At 50.6% G+C, this 17,662-nt stretch carries 22 protein-coding genes, 1 tRNA gene and 1 riboswitch; of the genes, 17 read left to right on the forward strand and 6 right to left on the reverse strand.

Features of this window, described 5'->3' with window-relative positions:
• Positions 1 to 426, forward strand: coding sequence for an RNA-binding S4 domain-containing protein (locus INP78_RS04370; RefSeq protein WP_194740926.1), 426 nt, complete (start codon positions 1 to 3; stop codon positions 424 to 426).
• A gap of 8 nt (positions 427 to 434) precedes the next feature.
• Here the strand turns inward: INP78_RS04370 and epsA are convergent, their stop codons facing one another.
• Positions 435 to 1,214 carry an XrtB/PEP-CTERM-associated transcriptional regulator EpsA gene (epsA, locus tag INP78_RS04375; protein WP_194740927.1) on the reverse strand — a complete coding sequence of 260 codons (780 nt, stop codon included), beginning with the start codon at positions 1,212 to 1,214 and terminating at the stop codon, positions 435 to 437.
• A gap of 244 nt (positions 1,215 to 1,458) precedes the next feature.
• Between epsA and INP78_RS04380 the strand changes: the two genes are divergently transcribed.
• From INP78_RS04380 to radA, 8 genes are all read left to right on the forward strand, one after another.
• On the forward strand, positions 1,459 to 1,791 hold the full coding sequence (locus tag INP78_RS04380) for a hypothetical protein (protein ID WP_194740928.1): 333 nt from the start codon (positions 1,459 to 1,461) through the stop codon (positions 1,789 to 1,791).
• Between the two features lie 139 nt (positions 1,792 to 1,930).
• Positions 1,931 to 2,305 carry a 30S ribosomal protein S6 gene (gene rpsF / locus INP78_RS04385; protein WP_194740929.1) on the forward strand — a complete coding sequence of 125 codons (375 nt, stop codon included), beginning with the start codon at positions 1,931 to 1,933 and terminating at the stop codon, positions 2,303 to 2,305.
• 8 nt (positions 2,306 to 2,313) lie between these two features.
• A complete protein-coding gene (gene priB, locus INP78_RS04390) occupies positions 2,314 to 2,604 on the forward strand; it encodes a primosomal replication protein N (RefSeq protein ID WP_194740930.1) in 291 nt (96 codons plus the stop codon).
• 19 nt (positions 2,605 to 2,623) lie between these two features.
• The gene (gene rpsR, locus INP78_RS04395) at positions 2,624 to 2,857 is read left to right on the forward strand and encodes a 30S ribosomal protein S18 (RefSeq protein ID WP_024929836.1); all 234 of its coding nucleotides are present in this window, start codon (positions 2,624 to 2,626) and stop codon (positions 2,855 to 2,857) included.
• Between the two features lie 21 nt (positions 2,858 to 2,878).
• Complete coding sequence (gene rplI, locus INP78_RS04400; RefSeq protein ID WP_194740931.1) at positions 2,879 to 3,328, forward strand: 50S ribosomal protein L9; 450 nt, start codon at positions 2,879 to 2,881, stop codon at positions 3,326 to 3,328.
• Between the two features lie 322 nt (positions 3,329 to 3,650).
• A complete protein-coding gene (gene dnaB, locus INP78_RS04405; protein WP_194740932.1) occupies positions 3,651 to 5,033 on the forward strand; it encodes a replicative DNA helicase in 1,383 nt (460 codons plus the stop codon).
• A gap of 16 nt (positions 5,034 to 5,049) precedes the next feature.
• A complete protein-coding gene (alr, locus tag INP78_RS04410) occupies positions 5,050 to 6,114 on the forward strand; it encodes an alanine racemase (RefSeq protein ID WP_194740933.1) in 1,065 nt (354 codons plus the stop codon).
• Positions 6,107 to 7,462, forward strand: a complete 1,356-nt coding sequence (radA, locus tag INP78_RS04415; RefSeq protein WP_194740934.1) for a DNA repair protein RadA — start codon at positions 6,107 to 6,109, stop codon at positions 7,460 to 7,462. Before alr ends, radA begins: the two co-directional genes overlap by 8 nt.
• 112 nt (positions 7,463 to 7,574) lie before the next feature.
• Here the strand turns inward: radA and INP78_RS04420 are convergent, their stop codons facing one another.
• A complete protein-coding gene (locus tag INP78_RS04420; protein WP_194740935.1) occupies positions 7,575 to 7,859 on the reverse strand; it encodes a hypothetical protein in 285 nt (94 codons plus the stop codon).
• A 260-nt stretch (positions 7,860 to 8,119) separates the two neighbouring features.
• Between INP78_RS04420 and INP78_RS04425 the strand changes: the two genes are divergently transcribed.
• Entirely contained in the window at positions 8,120 to 8,404 is a 285-nt protein-coding gene (locus INP78_RS04425) for a hypothetical protein (protein ID WP_194740936.1), read from the forward strand.
• Here INP78_RS04425 and hpnE read toward each other — a convergent pair.
• From hpnE to hpnC, 3 genes are read right to left on the reverse strand one after another with little or no spacing between them, the layout of a single operon-like run.
• Entirely contained in the window at positions 8,393 to 9,715 is a 1,323-nt protein-coding gene (gene hpnE / locus INP78_RS04430; protein ID WP_194740937.1) for a hydroxysqualene dehydroxylase HpnE, read from the reverse strand. The two genes, INP78_RS04425 and hpnE, sit on opposite strands and share 12 nt — an antisense overlap.
• Positions 9,712 to 10,554, reverse strand: coding sequence for a presqualene diphosphate synthase HpnD (gene hpnD, locus INP78_RS04435; RefSeq protein WP_194740938.1), 843 nt, complete (start codon positions 10,552 to 10,554; stop codon positions 9,712 to 9,714). Before hpnD ends, hpnE begins: the two co-directional genes overlap by 4 nt.
• Entirely contained in the window at positions 10,551 to 11,432 is an 882-nt protein-coding gene (hpnC, locus tag INP78_RS04440; protein ID WP_194740939.1) for a squalene synthase HpnC, read from the reverse strand. The genes hpnD and hpnC overlap by 4 nt, the downstream gene beginning before the upstream one ends.
• Positions 11,433 to 11,500: 68 nt before the next feature.
• On the opposite strand from hpnC, the gene INP78_RS04445 reads away from it, so the two are divergent.
• From INP78_RS04445 to pnuC, 7 genes are all read left to right on the forward strand, one after another.
• The gene (locus INP78_RS04445; RefSeq protein WP_194740940.1) at positions 11,501 to 12,256 is read left to right on the forward strand and encodes an S-methyl-5'-thioinosine phosphorylase; all 756 of its coding nucleotides are present in this window, start codon (positions 11,501 to 11,503) and stop codon (positions 12,254 to 12,256) included.
• A gap of 32 nt (positions 12,257 to 12,288) precedes the next feature.
• Entirely contained in the window at positions 12,289 to 12,822 is a 534-nt protein-coding gene (gene def / locus INP78_RS04450) for a peptide deformylase (RefSeq protein ID WP_194740941.1), read from the forward strand.
• 25 nt (positions 12,823 to 12,847) lie between these two features.
• Positions 12,848 to 12,937, forward strand: a tRNA-Ser gene (locus INP78_RS04455).
• A gap of 70 nt (positions 12,938 to 13,007) precedes the next feature.
• On the forward strand, positions 13,008 to 13,283 hold the full coding sequence (locus tag INP78_RS04460) for a cupin domain-containing protein (protein ID WP_194740942.1): 276 nt from the start codon (positions 13,008 to 13,010) through the stop codon (positions 13,281 to 13,283).
• Between the two features lie 207 nt (positions 13,284 to 13,490).
• A riboswitch (TPP riboswitch) is annotated at positions 13,491 to 13,596 on the forward strand.
• A 97-nt stretch (positions 13,597 to 13,693) separates the two neighbouring features.
• Positions 13,694 to 15,778 (forward strand): TonB-dependent receptor, encoded by a 2,085-nt coding sequence (locus INP78_RS04465; protein WP_368667965.1) that lies wholly within the window; start codon positions 13,694 to 13,696, stop codon positions 15,776 to 15,778.
• Positions 15,779 to 15,826: 48 nt separating this feature from the next.
• Positions 15,827 to 16,087 (forward strand): YkoF family thiamine/hydroxymethylpyrimidine-binding protein, encoded by a 261-nt coding sequence (locus INP78_RS04470; protein WP_194740944.1) that lies wholly within the window; start codon positions 15,827 to 15,829, stop codon positions 16,085 to 16,087.
• Between the two features lie 45 nt (positions 16,088 to 16,132).
• Positions 16,133 to 16,744: a nicotinamide riboside transporter PnuC gene (gene pnuC / locus INP78_RS04475; RefSeq protein WP_194740945.1), complete on the forward strand. Its 612-nt coding sequence runs from the start codon at positions 16,133 to 16,135 to the stop codon at positions 16,742 to 16,744.
• Here the strand turns inward: pnuC and INP78_RS04480 are convergent.
• Entirely contained in the window at positions 16,707 to 17,618 is a 912-nt protein-coding gene (locus tag INP78_RS04480; protein WP_194740946.1) for a hypothetical protein, read from the reverse strand. The genes pnuC and INP78_RS04480 overlap by 38 nt on opposite strands.
• Between the last annotated feature and the right edge of the window lie 44 nt (positions 17,619 to 17,662).

Consider the following 17,662-nt stretch of genomic DNA (forward strand, 5'->3'; position numbering starts at 1 on the left):
ATGCCACGCACGCATCATCGTAAGCAGGAAGCGCCCCCGGAAAAAGACGACGGTTGCCGCCTGGACAAATGGTTATGGGCTGCACGCTTTTTTAAAACACGCAGTTTGGCGGCAGAAGCGGTAGATGGCGGTAAAGTGCGTATCGATGGCGACCGTGCTAAAAACGCACGTGAAATGAAGCCGGGCATGCGTGTCAGCATCAAAAACAAGGATATGCAGATTGAGGTCGAAGTGCTGGCCTTAAGCAATGTGCGGCGCGGTGCGCCTGAGGCCGCGTTGCTCTACCGTGAAACGGATGAAAGCCAGCGTCTACGCCAGCAGGCACAAGAGACGGGTGCTGATCAGTATGCTGAGCGTGACCGTGGCCTCGGGCGACCCACCAAGCGGCAAATGCGCGAGATTCAGCGCTTTACCGGGCGGGGCTAGCTGCTGGATTAGCTCGGGCGGCGTACACCTGCAGGCATCCCTGTTTTAGCCACGGCTTGTGCCCGGCAAGACACATCCAGCTTCTGGAAAATGCGTTTGAGGTGGTTTTTAACGGTATTGGCGCTGATATTCAGGATCATGCCGATTTCGAGGTTGGTCTTGCCGCTACGCACCCAGTGCAGAATCTCCTGCTCACGGTCAGACAAGCCGCCTTGCGCCATGCTATCCAGCAAGTCTTCATCTTTAATCACCGGGGTCAGGTGGCCGATACGGCGGATAGCAGCATCCAGGTGCGGCATAATCATGCCCAGCATCTGGTCTGGCACCGTAAACTCTTTGGTGCGGTCAAAAAAGACATAAATGCAGTCCGCTTTGCCACGCGTATCGCGCACGCCATACACCATTAATGAATGCATTTTAATCAGTTGCTGGGTGAATGGATTTGGGGATTGTGCATGAATGCCGCTGGCATCAAAGCGGTTGATCACATACCATTTGTCATCGTTTTCCACCCAGCGCTTGTATAAGTTGCACATCAGGTAGTTCACAATAGCCGAGTCTTCAAGCAGGCGCTGTGTGGATAATTCAGGAAAGGACGACGACACATCAAAATGCAGTTCACCACTGCTAAAGTCGCCCCAGGCCGCCAATAGTACATCGTGCCGCATCAGCGGATGAATGTCTTGTTTTAGCCAGTTAAAGAATTCAATATGGCGTTTAATCGCATATGAGTTCTGGATGGCCTGCAAGATGCCTTCCCAATGGGTTTGTTTTTTTTGTACCAGCATGCAGTTACCTCAAGTTATTCTACGCAGGACGGACTTAGCCCGCTGTATCTTCATGGTCTCAAGGTCTTTACGGCGCAATTCTATACTTCTTTAATAGGGATAGTCTGTGGCTCAGACAGAAATCTCGGTTGATACAAGTCAAAGATTCCACTTTTTTGGATTTTTCATTTCAAAACAAAGGGATACTTGCGTTAAAATAAGAAGTAAAGAATCGTAATGCATCAGCAGGTATGAGTGGACAGCGATGAGTAGACTAAATAAGTTGCCGAATGGCGTGCGATATCCCAGTCATAAAGAATGGCAGTTGCTGAAAAAACTGCCCAAATGGTGGTTGTTGGGCACGCTGGTATTTGTGGCGCCGCTAGCGTATGCCTGGTGGCAGAACGGCGATTTGTTGACGCGTGATATCGAGCGCACGGCCATGTTTCTGGGCTTGCTGTTTACCTTCTGGTTTTTTATTGGCGCCATGATGATAGGGCTGATCGTCATCATTATCATGAAAGGGCCGGGTTATGTGTCTGATCCTTATTACCTGCCAAAAGAGGATAAGGCGCTAGAGAATCCGCCAAAAAAGTAATAAGTCCTTGTTGTAGCATGAAATCCGGTTTATAATCGCGTGCTTTGCAACCTTGCCACACTTTGTTCGCAACCACTGTATGCCCCATGGCATGTGCGTGATTGGATCTGGAGGTGGCTATTAACCACAAGGAAATCTCATGCGACACTATGAAATCGTGTTTATTGTTCACCCTGACCAGAGTGAACAAGTGCCAGCAATGATCGAGCGTTACCGCGCTCAAATCACTGGCAATGGCGGCAACATCCACCGTCTGGAAGACTGGGGCCGTCGTCAACTTGCCTATCCAATTCAAAAAGTACACAAAGCACACTACGTGTTGATGAACATCGAAGTGAGCCAAGAAGTGCTGGAAGAAATGGAACACGGCTTCAAATTTAACGATGCTGTATTACGTCACCTGACAATCGCGACGAAAACAGCCGTGACAGCACCAAGCCCAATGATGAAAGAGGAAAAATCCAAAACCATCGTTGGTGACGCACCTGCTGCGACCACTGAGGCAACTGCTTAAGTCGTGTTGTGAATACGCTGGTGATTGCGGCAAGGATTCACTCTGTTGAAGCGTTGCGTTACACACCGGCAGGCTTACCCTTGTTGCGATTGCAATTGCAACATGATTCAGAGCAGCAAGAAGCTGGGATGAATCGCAAAGTGCAGTGTCAGTTACCCGCAGTGTTGATTGGCGAAAAAGCCAATCTGCCATTGCAAAGCGGCGATCACATCAAAGTCAAAGGGTTCTTGGCGCAGCGCAGTGCAAAAAGCACACAAGTGGTACTGCATATACAAGAATTACAGCGAATACAGTATTAAAGAATTTAAGGAGTTTCAAATGGCAAGAGATATGTACAAACGTCGCCGTTACTGCCGTTTTAGCGCAGAAGGCATCAAAGAAGTTGACTACAAAGACGTAGATCTGTTGAAAGATTTCGTTTCTGAAAACTTCAAAATCATCCCAGCCCGTATGACTGGTACCAAGGCTAAATACCAACGTCAACTGACAACCGCGGTAAAACGCGCACGTTTCCTGGCGCTGATGCCTTACACAGACAAACACCCAGGTTAATTGGCGGCTTAGGAGAACAACATGCAAGTAATTTTATTGGAAAAAGTAGCAAACCTGGGCTCACTGGGCGACGTGGTTAAAGTGAAAGACGGTTACGGCCGTAACTTCCTGATTCCACAAGGTAAAGCTAAACGTGCAACAGAAGCAAACAAAGCTGTTTTTGCAGCACAGCGCGCTGAGTTGGAAAAACAACAAGCTGACTTGTTGGCCGTTGCACAAGCACGCGGCGAAAAACTGGCTGGTTTCAGCCTGACAGTAGCTCAAAAAGCAGGTGTGGATGGTCGTCTGTTCGGTTCCGTGACTAACATGGACATCGCTGAAGGCTTGCAAGCACAAGGTCACGAAGTGAAAAAATCTGACGTGCGCCTGCCAAACGGCCCACTGAAGAACATCGGTGACTTCGCTGTGAGCGTTGCACTGCACCACGACGTGGTTGTAGACATCACTGTAACAGTGACACCAGAAGCTTAATCAAGCCTCTGTATGCAGTATAAAAAGGCTACTTCGGTAGCCTTTTTGCTTTTTATGGCCAGGATAAGAATAAACTTTTGTCCGCCGATGAACGCAGATAAACGCCGATATTAAGTCCTGTATTTTAAAGTTGTTTACAGGGCATTGTTACAAAGCTTCTCTGATTGATTGTCTGAATTTTGGCTTTTATCGGCGTGCATCTGCGGTAAATTAAATTCATTTTTCTCTGTGTACTCCGTGCCCTCTGTGGCTAAATTATTTTTAATCTTTCATCCCTGCCAAAACCCCAAAATGCGTGACGGCTTTTCGGTATAATCGCCAGATGGCTGATGAACAACTCGAATTCTTAAAACTCCCTCCACATTCCATTGAAGCTGAGCAATCGGTCCTCGGTGGGCTGTTGCTCGACAATGAAGCGCTGGACAAGATCGCCGATATCCTCGCGCCGCAAGATTTTTACCAGCACGACCACAAGCTGATTTATGAGCATATTGCGCGCCTGATTGAACGCAACCAGCCTGCTGATATTGTGACCGTGGCTGAATCGCTGGAAAACAGCAATGAGCTGACAACGGTAGGCGGCGTGGCTTATCTTGGCGCACTGGCGCAGAACACGCCGACGGCGGCCAATATCCGCCGCTACGCGGAAATTGTGCATGAGCGCTTTGTCATGCGCCAACTGGTTGCGGTGGGCACCGATATTGCCGAAAGTGCTTACCAGCCTAATGGCCGTGATGCACAACAGTTATTGGATGAGGCTGAAGCCAAGATTTTCCAGATTGCTGAAGGTGGTAACCGTAAAAGCCAGGGCTTTTTGGGCATGCAAGTGCTGTTGCCGCAAGTGGCTGACCGTATCGACTACCTGTATTCCCGTGAAAACCATTCTGATGTGACCGGGATCCCGACCGGGTTTACTGACCTCGACTCCATGACCTCAGGCCTGCAAGGGGGCGACATGGTGATTATTGCCGGTCGTCCTTCCATGGGTAAAACGGCATTTGCCATTAACATCGCCGAAAACGTCGCGCTGGACACCAATAAAGCCGTGGCGATTTTCTCAATGGAGATGGGCGCGACACAGTTGACAACGCGTATGATCGGCTCGATTGGCCGCCTCGACCAGCACAAAATGCGTAACGGTAACCTTGAAGATGAGGACTGGGAAAAGCTGACAACAGCGCTGGGCAAACTGAACGAAGCGCCGATTTATATTGATGAAGGCGCAGGCCTGAGCAGCTTTGACGTGCGTGCGCGTGCGCGCCGCTTACACCGCCAGACCGGCGAGCTGGGCCTGATTGTGATCGACTATTTGCAGTTGATGACCTCGCCTGCGGGGCGTGCCGGTGAGAACCGCGCGACGGAGATTTCAGAAATTTCACGTTCGTTGAAAGCGTTGGCCAAAGAGTTGAACGTGCCGTTAATTGCGATTTCTCAGCTCAACCGTAGTGTGGACCAGCGGCCTGACAAACGTCCGGTGATGAGTGACTTGCGTGAGTCGGGCGCGATTGAGCAGGATGCTGACTTGATCATGTTCGTGTACCGTGACGAATACTACAACCCGGATAGTGCCGAAAAAGGCACGGCCGAGATTATTATCGCCAAGCAACGTAATGGCCCGATTGGCCGCGTGCGCCTGACGTTTATGGGCGCGCATACTCGCTTTATGGACTACGCCAACGCGGCATATATGCCTGACGAGTATTAATTGGCAGGCATGACTGATGCGTCCTATTGTTGCCCATATTTCAGAAGCTGCGCTGGCGCATAACCTCGCGCAAGTCAGGCGCTATGCGCCGCAATCCAAAGTGATTTCTGTCGTCAAGGCCAATGCCTATGGGCATGGCCTACTCAATGCTGCGCGCGGATTAAAAGATACCGATGCGTTTGCTGTCCTTAATATCAGCGAGGCGATTGCCTTGCGCGACGCCGGTTACCAGCACCCGATTCTGTTGCTGGAAGGGGTGTTTTCAGCGGATGAAATGACGCTGGTGGATCGCTATCAGTTGGATACGGTGGTCTCTCATCAGGCCCAGTTGGCATGGGTGCTTGAAAGTGCGCCCAATATTCCGCTGCGGATTTACCTCAAGCTGGATAGCGGTATGCACCGCCTGGGTTTTCAGCCGCAGGCATACGCGCATGCTTTGCAGCAGTTGGCCAGTTCAGCGAATGTGCGTGAGCTGATCCTGATGACGCATTTCGCCAACGCCGATGTGGCGGACGGCACAGCTGCTGCCATGCAAGTGGTGGCGCAAATGATGCCAGCGTCCTATGCACGCTCGCTGGCCAACTCCGCGGCTATTGTGCAGCAGTCACACACGCATGCAGACTGGGTGCGCCCAGGCATTATGCTGTATGGTGCCACGCCCGTAGCTGAAAAATCTGCCAGCAGTTTGGGGCTGAAGCCGGTGATGACCTTGCAGTCTGGCTTGATTGCGGTGCAGGAAATTACTGCCGGTGAGAGCGTAGGCTATGGCAGCCGCTTTACCGCAGACAAACTTACGCGCGTAGGCATTGTCGCTTGCGGGTATGCTGACGGTTATCCACGGCATGCACCGACCGGCACGCCAATTGCCGTCGCTGGTCATGTAACCCGCACATTAGGGCGGGTTTCCATGGATATGCTAGCCGCCGATATTAGCGATATTCCACAAGCCGCCATTGGCAGTGCAGTGGAGTTGTGGGGGGAACAGGTGCCGGTGGACGCGGTGGCGCAAGCAGCCGGTACCATAGGCTACGAATTATTATGTGCCGTCACGGCCAGGGTGCCTTTTAAAATTCATGGCTAAAGCAAAAACACAATATACCTGTACCGAATGTGGTGCGTCTGAGCCTAAATGGCAAGGCCAGTGCCCGAGCTGCCAAGCCTGGAATACCTTGGTTGAAACCGTGCCCGAGGTAGCAACGCAAAGCCGGTTTGCCAGCCTGGCACCGACGGCGCAACTGCAAAAGCTGGCCGATGTCGAGGCGCAGGATGTGTCGCGACAGGCCACCGGCATTGCCGAGTTTGATCGTGTGCTGGGCGGCGGGCTGGTAGCCGGAGGCGTGGTGCTGATTGGTGGTGACCCCGGTATCGGTAAATCTACGCTCTTGCTGCAAACCGTGTGCAAGGTGTCGCAGAGCCTAAAGTCTTTTTATATCAGCGGTGAAGAGTCTGCGCAGCAGATTGCCATGCGCGCACAACGCCTGGGGCTGGATGCCAGCCAGGTCGATGTGCTGGCCGAAATTAACCTGGAAAAAATCAGCCAGGTATTGCAACAGCATAAACCCGATGTGGTGGTGATTGATTCGATTCAAACCGTGTATTCCGAGGCGTTGCAATCAGCGCCTGGTTCTGTCGCGCAAGTGCGTGAATGCAGTGCGCAACTGACACGTATTGCCAAGCAGTTGGGCATCAGCATGATACTGGTCGGTCACGTGACCAAAGAAGGCTCGCTGGCCGGGCCGCGTGTGCTGGAGCATATTGTTGATAGTGTGCTCTATTTCGAAGGTGACCAGAATTCGAGTTTCCGCTTGATCCGCGCCTTTAAAAACCGTTTCGGTGCGGTCAATGAGTTGGGCGTGTTTGCCATGACTGAAAAAGGCCTGCGCGAAGTCAGCAATCCTTCGGCTTTATTTTTATCGCATCACGAGTCGCCGGTGCCTGGTTCCTGCATCACCGTCACCCAGGAGGGCACGCGGCCTTTGCTGGTTGAGATTCAGGCGCTGGTGGATACCGCGCATGCCCCGAATCCCAAGCGCTTGTGTGTTGGCCTAGAACAAAACCGGCTGGCCATGTTGCTGGCCGTGCTGCATAGGCACGCTGGTGTGGCCTGCTTTGATCAGGATGTGTTTATCAACGCTGTCGGCGGCGTTAAAATCAGTGAGCCTGCGGTTGATTTGGCCGTGTTGCTGGCTATTGTGTCGTCATTGAAAAACAGACCACTGGCCAATAAGCTGATTGTATTTGGTGAGGTTGGTTTGGCTGGAGAAGTACGGCCAGTACAGCGCGGCCAGGAACGCTTGAAAGAGGCGGCCAAGCTGGGCTTCACACATGCGATTATCCCCAAAGCTAATGCTCCTAAAGGCGGTGTGGCTGGCTTGCATATTGATGCGGTGGATCGGCTGGAGCAGGCGATAGACGTGCTGCGCGCATAAAAAAGTGGCAACGACTGCTGGGAGTGCAATCGTTGCCAGAGAGTGAGGCTGCCCAGAAGAGGGAGGACAGCCGCAGGGAAGCGGTTGTGCGCCTGGGTGCAGGCTAAATCATTTAAAAAAATTCGGTTTGTTTCGGGTTGTCAGTCTTCAAGTTCTGGGTATTCTTAGCTGTTTTATCTGCTGTATTAACTTCTGTACGGGTGACTAGCGGCTGACAGGCGCGTAGCGTCTGCTCGTCACCAGCCAATCTGATACATTCCACCTGTTTATTCAGCTGCTTGATCATGCGTTGCTTGTTTTTCATCAACTCGGCATAGGGTTCCGTGGACGACATGTCTGATGCGAAGATAGAGATATTCACCAACAGTCCCGTGGTCATCACAGTTGCGTATTTCATGGGCTTGCCTTTCTGCGATTGACGATGGATGCAGTATAAAAAACCGCTGCGGCATTGTCAGTTACAAACCGGTTGGCTTTTGTAGCAATTTGTAGCGACTTCGATACAGAAGGGGGTCCGTCGGCCACGACGATGGCATTTAGTCACAAAAACTTCATGCAACTATTCGCAATAAGCACTTGCCCAAAATGGGTGTCACTTATCACTTGGGTGTGACAATAAGATGACATTCAATAAAAAATACATCAGGAGCAACAATAATGAAAAAAATCATTTTTCTTTTACCTCTGATGATGTCGGCTTGTGCCAGCGTGACGCCGCATCAATATACGACGCAACAAGGCAGGATGGGTTATACATTGACGTGCAGCGAGTTCAATACGACATGGGAGCAGTGCCAGTCCAAAGCTGGTGAGTTGTGTTCACAGGGATATGAAGTAGACAAACAGTTGTCGTTTAAAGAGACTTTCCCTGATAGTGGCGATGGTATTTACCGGCCAGCCAACAACCATCTGGCGGTTGTGTGTAAAGACTCAGCGGGCTAAGTGTGCGCCGTCTATGATGGCCTGCGCGGCGGCAAAGCCACTGCTGACCGCACCTTCAATAGTGGCCGGGTAGGGGCCGGCGATATAGTCGCCCGCCAGGTAGATATGCGGATCGACGGTATGCGTGGCAGGTCGCTGTAGCGATGGCGTGCAACTGAAGGTGGCGCGCTTTTCGGTGATGATTTGCGACCACAGTGGTTGTGCTGGTAGCGAGCAATGGTAGGTGGATAAAGCTAGATTGATTTCGGCGATACATTGTGCCACCAGAGCGGTTTTATCAGCGATCAGCGGCGGATGCGCGCTGATGACCACGGCAAGTAGGCCTGCCTGGTCGCAACATTGTCCGCGGTCAAATACCCATTGAGCGAAGCCGTGACATAAGCCCATGATGGGGTGTGGTAAACGCGTCTCAGCGCTGTATTGCAGGTAAACCGTGGTGATTGGTTGATAGTCGAATGCCGGGATGGCCGCCACACCGGTCATGGTTTTAAGTTGATGCGGGCCCGCGGCAATAATGACATCGTCAAATATGTCTATATCTGTCGCAGTAGATATTTCACAACCGGCATCTGTGGTTTTGATCGCTGTCACCGGGCAGCGCAACCTGACCTCACCACCCAATGCTTGAATACGCTGTAATAACGGTTGTATCAAGGCACTGGATAAGTCTGTTTTCACTACCAGAAAGTCGCTGTCCTGGCGGCGATGTTGAAAGCTATCACGTAATACATTCAGAAAAACTTGTGCGCTGGCCAGGTTGATTGGTGTATTGAGCGCCGCCAGGCACAGGGGCTCCCACAATGTGCGAATGGCGAATGGCGTTTGCTTGCCTTGTTTGAGTAATTCAGCAACAGGGATGTCTTGCGCCAGCGTAAATGCTTGTTGTTTCAGCTGTTGCATCCAGCAGATCGCGCGCCATTTGCTAGGCCAATCCAACCCTTGCGCAGTGAGCAATCCCCATAACAAATGCAGCGGCGCAGGCAGCCAGGCGGGCGTGACGAGTGACATGCGCTGTGCACCATGGTGCATATGCAAGGCCAGTGGCAGGCGCATAAACACTTGTGCTGCTTCTAGCTGCGCTTCTTGTAGCAATGTGAGCGTGGCACGATAAGCGCCTATACACAGGTGTTGCCCGTTATCCAATAGGGTCGTGTGATGTGGGACGCCGCGCGCACGGCCACCGGCTTGCGGCGCAGCTTCAAACAGGCACACCTGGTGACCATGTTGTAGTAGCCTGATCGCGGCAGAGATGCCCGCCAGTCCGGCACCGATGACCGCTACTTTTTTACCCGCAGACGCAGTTGCGTTCATGACTGGCGATATTTAAACCAGGCGCCCAGCGCCAGTTTGAGCTTTCTGAAAGGGGGTAATGCAATTTTATGTGTCAGCACCAGGTTAGGCTCTGGTTTGATTTCTTGCAGCAGCGCGCGGTAAATGGCCGCCATCATTAAGCCTGGCAATTGCGGTTTGGTATCTGCCTTGGGGAGCTGGCTCAGCGCTTTGTCATAAAACATTTCAGCGCGTTCGATCTGCTTCAGCAACAAGGCTTGTGTCTGCGGCGAAGCTTGGCTGTGCAGCAACTGTTCCTCAGTCACCCCGGCGCGTTCTAGTTCATCGAGCGGAATATAAATGCGGCCACGGCGTGCATCTTCGCCAACATCGCGAATGATATTGGTGAGCTGGAATGCCATGCCCAGGTCATGTGCATATTCCAGCGTTGCCTGGTCTTTGTAACCAAAAGTCTGTGCCGACAGCAGACCCACCACGCTGGCAACGCGGTAACAATACAAGGCCAGTTGCTCAAAGTCGGCATAACGGTTGTATTGGGTGTCCATTTGCATGCCGTCGATGATTTCAACGAAATGCGCTTCTTGCAAGCCGAAGGTTTTGACCACCGGTTGCAAGGCCTGTGTCACCGGATGTTGCGGAGTCTCATGAAATAATCTGTGGATTTCCTGCTTCCACCAGGTCAGCTTGGTCTGGGCGATCTGGTAGTCCGTGCACTCGTCCACCACATCATCCACTTCGCGGCAAAACGCATACAGCGCGGTCATGGCATCGCGTTTGTCTTTAGGCAAGAACATAAAACTCAGCGTGAAGCTGGAGCCACTTTCACGGGTTTTTTGTTGGCAATATTGTTGCGGTGTCATTGTTTAAACAGGGCTTTCAGCAAAATCAGTAGCCAGTCATAGGCTTTCAAGGTCGGGCGATGGTGATAAATATCGCCACGGCAGGATTTTAATTTATGTAGGATACGTTCGCCACCAGCAATCATCATGCGCAATTCAAAACCGATACGGCCAGGCAGGGCACGTCCCAGTGGTTTCCCAGCCAGCAGCAAGTCTTCTGCACGCATCACGTTGTGTAAAAAGAATACTTCCCAGGTGGCATCCAGGCGTTGTTGACGCAAATCCTGCTCACTGATGCCCGCCGCTTGCATCTCGTCCTGGCACAGGTAAACCCGTCCGGTTTGACCGTGCTTTTGCAGGTCGATGGCAATGTCCTGATAAAAATTAATCAGTTGCAAGGCACTGCAGATCTGGTCAGACCACAAACAGTGCTGTGGCGTGTCGCTACCGTAGAGTTGTAGCATGAGGCGGCCGACCGGGTTGGCCGAGCGGCGGCAGTAGTCCAGCACCTCGTCAATATTGGCATAGCGCGTTTTAACCACGTCCTGTTTAAAGGCATCAATCAGGTCCAATAATAGTTGCACGTCCAGCTTGTGTGTCCTGACTACTTGCTGCAAGGCCATAAACAAGGGCAACGATGGCTGGATATAGGCCTGGATCAGCTGTAACTCGCCTTCATAGGCTTGCAATGCCTGCAAGCGTTCGGCCTCGGTGGCGTGACCTTCGTCGGCAATATCGTCTGCCTCGCGTGCAAACTGGTAAATGACGGTGACGGCATGGCGTAAATGCGCGGGTAACAGCAGAGAGGCGACCGGGAAGTTTTCGTAATGGGTCTGTGCCAGCGACAAACTGGGTTGTGCCCCAGATGGCGGCTGGGCTGGCTTGGAAAAGGCTTGCATGGCTTAAGTATGCCATAAATCCGTGATACGCTTACGCCTTGCATATTAACAAGTCATAAAGAGAACTTATGTTAGGAATTATTGGCGGCACCGGACTCACTGAGCTGGCGAATTTGAATATTTCTAAACGCCTGATTGTGCGTACGCCGTACGGGGAGCCTTCTCAGCCATTGGTATTCGGTGAGATCAATGGCAAAGAAGTAGTGTTTTTGGCACGTCATGGTGGCGGCCATACGATTCCTCCGCACGCCGTGAATTACCGGGCGAATATCTGGGCGCTGCATTCAGTCGGGGTGTGTGATTTGCTAGCCGTGGCTACCGTCGGTGGGATCGGCGATCACTTGATCCCCGGCGATATTGTGCTGCCCAACCAGATTCTGGATTACACCTATGGCCGTAGCAATACCTACCATGATGGCATTGAGCTTCCGGTGCGCCACATCGACTTTACCTTGCCGTATTCACAGGCCATGCGCGATCGTTGCATCAAGGCTGCCAGTGATGTCGGTTACCGCCTGGTTGATGGCGGTGTCTACGCCTGTGTGCAGGGTCCCCGGTTGGAAACTGCGGCAGAAATCGACCGTTATGAGCGCGATGGAGCAACCGTGGTTGGCATGACGGGCATGCCGGAGGCGGCATTGGCCCGTGAACTAGGCGTGGCTTATGCGGCCATCTGCCCGGTGGCCAATTTTGCGGCTGGGCGTGGCGATAGCCGTCAATCTATCCAGTTTGAGCAAGTCATGCCTTTGTTGCAGCAAACCATGGATAAAGTGCGCACCGTGATTGCACAATATTTGTCCGATAACGATTGTTCGGTGGCCTAAGTCCACCCAGGCATCCCTGAGGAGTAACGCCAATGGCGGTAAAACCTGTACTTAGAATGGGCGAGCCACTGCTGAACCGCGTGGCAGAAAAAGTGACTGACTTTGATACGCCAGCCCTGCATGCGCTGATCCAGGATATGCACGACACCATGACGCAAATGAATGGTGCAGGCATTGCCGCGCCGCAAATTGGCGTCAGTTTGCAGGTGGTGATGTTTGGCGTCGGGGCGAACCCGCGTTATCCCGATGCTGAAGAAGTGCCATTCACTATTTTGATCAACCCTGAATTGACCCCGGTTGACCAGGCAGAAGAAGAGGGCTGGGAAGGCTGCTTGTCTGTGCCTGGTATGCGTGGCATGGTCCCTCGCTACCAACACTTGCATTACCGTGGGTTTGATCCGCAAGGGCAGGTCATTGATCGCACCGTGAGCGGCTTTCACGCGCGGGTGGTACAGCATGAGTGCGACCACTTATTTGGCATACTTTACCCTATGCGCATCCGTGATCTGACAAAATTTGGCTTTAATGATGTACTTTTTCCTGGAATAACACTTCCAGATGACTGATTGTTTGTTATAATGCCGTCTTTCCGGAAGAGTGGCAGAGCGGTTTAATGCTACAGTCTTGAAAACTGTCGAGGGTTCACGCCCTCCGTGAGTTCGAATCTCACCTCTTCCGCCAAACACGACATGCCGCAGTTTTTGCGGCATTTCTATTTGCAGGTTTTAATTACACATTTTAAGGAATCGTCATGACACAAATCATCATCGACCATAACCCGTCAGAAGAAAAACTGAAAGAGCTGGGCGTAAAAAGCTGGAACACATGGGATTGCGCACCTTCAAAATTCCCTTTGGACTTCACTGCCACTGAAAAAGCCTACGTATTAGAAGGCGAATTCAGAGTGACTCCACAAGGTGGCGACACTGTAACGATCAAGGCTGGTGACTATGTTGAGTTTCCAAAAGGCCTGAAATCCCAGTGGGAAGTGGTTAAACAATTGAAAAAACACTACAAACATTTCTAATTGATTTGTTGTAGCCAGTATTCAATAAAAAACCCTGCATTGCAGGGTTTTTTGTTTTTGGCACTCAGAACACTTTTAGAGAAGTCCGATATTTAAAGCTGGAATCATTAAACTTTGCAAAGTGTGCGCAGTATTTAAACCTAATACGATGCCACTCTCTAGCCAAGTGGTTGATATTAAAATACAATCTCATCCTGATTGAAAAATCAAAACGCCTTGGGGTGGCTAAAGCGCCTGAGATCTCGCACTCGCGGGAAACCCAATGAACCTGACCCAGATAATGCTGGCGTAGGGACAGGCAGAGCATCTACAACGCAAATGTTTCTGGTTTGTTGTCGCATCAATAAACCTACTCACGTCATTGTCACTCTCCCCCTGTCCTTTTTATGTGTCTTATAGAAAGGATAATCGTGAAACCGATTACAAAACCGCTGTCCTTAATTGGATTGTTATTGACCACCCCTGCGTTAGCCGCAGAAGAGGAAGAGGTGCGTGAGCTCTCTGAGGTCGTGGTGAGCGCGGATTTTCGCCCCAGCACGGCACAAAAAACCGCTGTCAGCCTGACAGAAATTGACAAAGAAACCATAGAGGCACGCGGTGCTCAGCATCTGGAAGAGGTATTGAACCTGGCGCCGAACGTGAACATATCTGCCGGGGCATCCCGCGGACGTTTTTTCCAGATTCGCGGCATGGGCATCCTCAGCCAATACGATAATCCCGTCAATCCATCCGTGGGCTTAATCATTGATGGTATAGACTTTAGCCGCTTGGGTGGCGCCGCGACCATGTTTGATATTGATGCGGTAGAGGTGCTACAAGGCCCACAGGGCACTAAATTTGGCCCGAATGCCATCGCTGGCGCCATTACCATGCGCAGTGCCGAGCCTAGCAAAGAGTTTAAAATGCGTGCACAAACCGGTATTGGTGAATATAACACGCGTAACTTTGGGGCAGCGGTAGGCGGTACCATCGTCGAGGATAGGTTGCTCGGCCGCGCTTCAATTTATACGCACAAATCTGACGGTTATATGCAAAACGATACCTTGGGGCGTGATGACACGCAAAAGCAGGATGAGCTCACCTTTCGTAGTAAATTCAAGTTATTTGCAACAGAAGATTTAACCCTGGATTTTACCTTGATGCATGTGAATGTGAATAACGGTTATGACGGGTTTACCTTAGACAATTCGAGGCACAGTACCTCTAATCAGCCAGGTGTAGACACGCAGAACACGAATGCTTTTGCTGTCAAAGCCAATTGGCAAGCTTCCGATGCGGTCATTATCCAGTCAGAAGCCAGTTATTTAAATTCTTCATCGACCTATAGTTTTGATGGGGACTGGAGAACATTGGATGACCGCGAGAAACATAACCGTGATCGCGACAATTACTCGTTTGAGCTACGTGCTTTGTCTGATAAGGCGGGCCGTATTTTCAACGACTCAACCGATTGGACGGTGGGTGTTTATCGTTTTGTGCAAGATGAGCGTTTTAATTCGCGTGTCGATTACAGAAGTTATGGTCCGGATTATTTGACGCAAATTGCGGGGAAGTACAACACAGAAAATACTGCTTTATTTGGGCAATTAGATAGCCATTTGACCGATAAGTTAACCTTGGTTTCAGGATTGCGTATAGAGGACTTCAAAGCGCAATATTCCGATAGCGGCATTGTGGAGTCGGTTTCAAGCAGCGTGAAAAAGAACGTGAATGAAGTGCTGCTCGGCGCTAAATTGGGCTTGAATTACCAAGCTGACGCCAATCAACTCCTGTATACCTCATTAACGCGCGGTTATAAGCCTGGCGGCATCAATAACAATGCCAGTTTGGCTCAAAACCAAAGGCAGTTTAATACAGAGTATATGTGGAACTTTGAAACAGGCCTTAAATCCAGATGGCTGGACGGCACTTTGACTACCAATCTGGCAGCTTTCTACGCAAAACGTCTGGATGCGCAAACACATAGTTCCGCGCAAGTGCCGAGCACGGGCATTTTTACTGAGTTCTATGACAACGCTGCCCGAGCGACACATCAAGGCGTAGAAGCAAGCATGGATTGGTTCTTGACGGATCAATTTCGACTGTTAGGTTCTGTTGGCTACTTGGATGCAAAGTTTGATAGCTATAAAAACCCGGATCCGACTGCGTATAATCCGCAAGGCCGCCAAGTCGCGCATGCCCCTAAATATACGTTTAATTTGGGATCTGAGTTCTATGCAAATACAGCCTGGACTTTGCGAGCGAATGTAGAAGGCAAAGATGCGTTCTATTTTTCAGACAGTCACAATGCGAAATCCAATGGCTATGCTTTATTAAACGCCAGCGCTGATTACCGTTACGATAAACATTGGATAGTCCGCGTATGGGCGAGAAACTTGCTGGATAAAGATTATGCCACCCGTGGCTTTTACTTTGATAACGGATTCGGCGAACAACGCTATGTTCAATATGGCGAGCCACGCGTTGCTGGTTTCACGGTGACTTACGATTATTAAATAAAGGGGTTTATTGCCCCTTTTAATTTTATAAAGGTTGGAGTTTAGATGCGTATTTCAGTCGATATTAGTTTGTACCCTTTAACCGAGGGATATGTAGAGCCCATTCTGGAGTTTATTAACAAGCTCGAAGCCAATCCAACTCTGGTGGTGAAGCGCAACAGCCTGGCGACGCAAGTCTTTGGTGAGTATCGCGACGTGATGGATTGCCTGGATGCAGAAATGGAAGCAGTGTTTAATGCGCTGCCGCACAGTGTGTTTGTGATGAAGTTTGTTGGCACAGACAGAGCCGATGTAGTTGATGTCTAACCCCGACATCTATTTTATGCATACTCGTTAATATGATTGCTGGACATGAACCAAGATAATTATCAGGCCATCCTGACCGCATTTCATCAAATGTCCGGCTGGGAAATTGCCGCAGCTTTGATGGGCGTTGCCTATATTTTGCTGGCGGCAAAAGAGTCACAATGGTGCTGGCTGTTTGCCTTTTTAAGCACGCTGGTTTACACCGCGCTGTTTTGGGAGGGGCAACTGCCCATGCAGGCGCTGCTTAATTTTTATTATATGGGCATGGCAATTTATGGCTTTTGGCTATGGCAGAAACATGGCAAGCAAACGGACACCTTGCTGATTAGCCGTTGGCCCTGGACAAAGCATCTTAGTTTTATTGCTGTTGGTTTGGTGGTGAGTGCGTTGCTGAGTGCTTATTTGCAACACAGCGGACAATCGCAAAGCCCGATTTTAGATGCTTATACGACGGTTTTTTCTGTGATGAATACCTGGTTGATCGCCAGAAAGGTGTTAGAAAACTGGTTATATTGGGTGGTGGTTGATGGCGCTGCCACGCTTTTGTATGTGCAAACAGGGTATTACGCCACGGCCGTTTTATTTGTGTTGAACACGATTCTGGCTGTTGCCGGATTTATTAGTTGGGTGAAGCTTTACCGGCAACAAGCGGCTTAAACTGCATCCAGGTTGCCAAATCTGTTTCACCCAGCACATTCATTAAAAACAACAGTAGCTGATAGCAGGGCGTATTCACTGTGTGATCCAGCCAGGTGCGCGTATAGTGTTGTTTAAATAAAGCCAGTTGCGCAGGTGTTAATACATATTCGAGCAACACCAGGTCCAGCGCACGTGGCGCAATCACAAATGCATCAAGATCCAGCAATGCCAAGTCATGGTCGCCTGAGTCATTTATTTGGCTATCACGGAATTGATCCCAGCGTAAATCCAGCATCATCGGGACAAATTCGGTTTCATGGCAATGGGGTGCCTGTGCTAACACTTCAGCCAGTAGCGGGTCAGCAATCAAGGTATCGTGCTGCTTAGTCAAAAAAACTAAGCTGTCGTGCAACCGGCTGGCCCATTCATGTGCAGCAAGTGGTGGCGCGTGCAGCTTGCCCCAACTGTGGTAAGTCGATTGGTGCAAGCATGAGATATGTTCAGCTAACTGTATCACCCATTGGTCGGCTATCTCCGTACCTACATCGTTGCCAGCTAAAAACCGGCTGAGCACAAATCGGTTGGCGCTGGCTGCGACAAAATCAGGCACGGTCAGTGCACCGTTCTTCTGCAAAAAGTGATGCGTTAAATGGATAGTGCCCAAACTATTTGGAAAATCAGCGGCAAATAAATGGTTTGCGCCTAACCAAAAGTGAGACTTTGCAATGGTTGCCTGGTTGCAGACTTTCAGCACCATCTCCCCATCCGCCGTTTGGCAATAAAAGAGCCGATGCGTACTATCCTCGAACTTGTTCGGGATAGCGCTTGGTTGGGCAATCAGTTTGGGCAAACTGGCTTGTTCGGCTGCGGTGAGGAGGGGATATGTAAACATAGTCAGGCTGACATTTTAAGTCATCAAGCCGTTTAAATCACCTG

The sequence above is a fragment of the Methylophilus sp. 14 genome (genome assembly GCF_015354345.1).
GTDB lineage: Bacteria > Pseudomonadota > Gammaproteobacteria > Burkholderiales > Methylophilaceae > Methylophilus.

What these genes read in the sequence shown, in the direction of transcription:
- INP78_RS04370 (WP_194740926.1), top strand. Translation starts at nt 1, where the DNA reads ATGCCACGCACGCATCATCGTAAGCAGGAAGCGCCCCCGGAAAAAGAC.
- epsA (WP_194740927.1), bottom strand. Translation starts at nt 1,214, where the DNA reads ATGCTGGTACAAAAAAAACAAACCCATTGGGAAGGCATCTTGCAGGCC.
- INP78_RS04380 (WP_194740928.1), top strand. Translation starts at nt 1,459, where the DNA reads ATGAGTAGACTAAATAAGTTGCCGAATGGCGTGCGATATCCCAGTCAT.
- rpsF (WP_194740929.1), top strand. Translation starts at nt 1,931, where the DNA reads ATGCGACACTATGAAATCGTGTTTATTGTTCACCCTGACCAGAGTGAA.
- rpsR (WP_024929836.1), top strand. Translation starts at nt 2,624, where the DNA reads ATGGCAAGAGATATGTACAAACGTCGCCGTTACTGCCGTTTTAGCGCA.
- rplI (WP_194740931.1), top strand. Translation starts at nt 2,879, where the DNA reads ATGCAAGTAATTTTATTGGAAAAAGTAGCAAACCTGGGCTCACTGGGC.
- dnaB (WP_194740932.1), top strand. Translation starts at nt 3,651, where the DNA reads ATGGCTGATGAACAACTCGAATTCTTAAAACTCCCTCCACATTCCATT.
- alr (WP_194740933.1), top strand. Translation starts at nt 5,050, where the DNA reads ATGCGTCCTATTGTTGCCCATATTTCAGAAGCTGCGCTGGCGCATAAC.
- radA (WP_194740934.1), top strand. Translation starts at nt 6,107, where the DNA reads ATGGCTAAAGCAAAAACACAATATACCTGTACCGAATGTGGTGCGTCT.
- INP78_RS04420 (WP_194740935.1), bottom strand. Translation starts at nt 7,859, where the DNA reads ATGAAATACGCAACTGTGATGACCACGGGACTGTTGGTGAATATCTCT.
- INP78_RS04425 (WP_194740936.1), top strand. Translation starts at nt 8,120, where the DNA reads ATGAAAAAAATCATTTTTCTTTTACCTCTGATGATGTCGGCTTGTGCC.
- hpnE (WP_194740937.1), bottom strand. Translation starts at nt 9,715, where the DNA reads ATGAACGCAACTGCGTCTGCGGGTAAAAAAGTAGCGGTCATCGGTGCC.
- hpnD (WP_194740938.1), bottom strand. Translation starts at nt 10,554, where the DNA reads ATGACACCGCAACAATATTGCCAACAAAAAACCCGTGAAAGTGGCTCC.
- hpnC (WP_194740939.1), bottom strand. Translation starts at nt 11,432, where the DNA reads ATGCAAGCCTTTTCCAAGCCAGCCCAGCCGCCATCTGGGGCACAACCC.
- INP78_RS04445 (WP_194740940.1), top strand. Translation starts at nt 11,501, where the DNA reads ATGTTAGGAATTATTGGCGGCACCGGACTCACTGAGCTGGCGAATTTG.
- def (WP_194740941.1), top strand. Translation starts at nt 12,289, where the DNA reads ATGGCGGTAAAACCTGTACTTAGAATGGGCGAGCCACTGCTGAACCGC.
- INP78_RS04460 (WP_194740942.1), top strand. Translation starts at nt 13,008, where the DNA reads ATGACACAAATCATCATCGACCATAACCCGTCAGAAGAAAAACTGAAA.
- INP78_RS04470 (WP_194740944.1), top strand. Translation starts at nt 15,827, where the DNA reads ATGCGTATTTCAGTCGATATTAGTTTGTACCCTTTAACCGAGGGATAT.
- pnuC (WP_194740945.1), top strand. Translation starts at nt 16,133, where the DNA reads ATGAACCAAGATAATTATCAGGCCATCCTGACCGCATTTCATCAAATG.
- INP78_RS04480 (WP_194740946.1), bottom strand. Translation starts at nt 17,618, where the DNA reads ATGTTTACATATCCCCTCCTCACCGCAGCCGAACAAGCCAGTTTGCCC.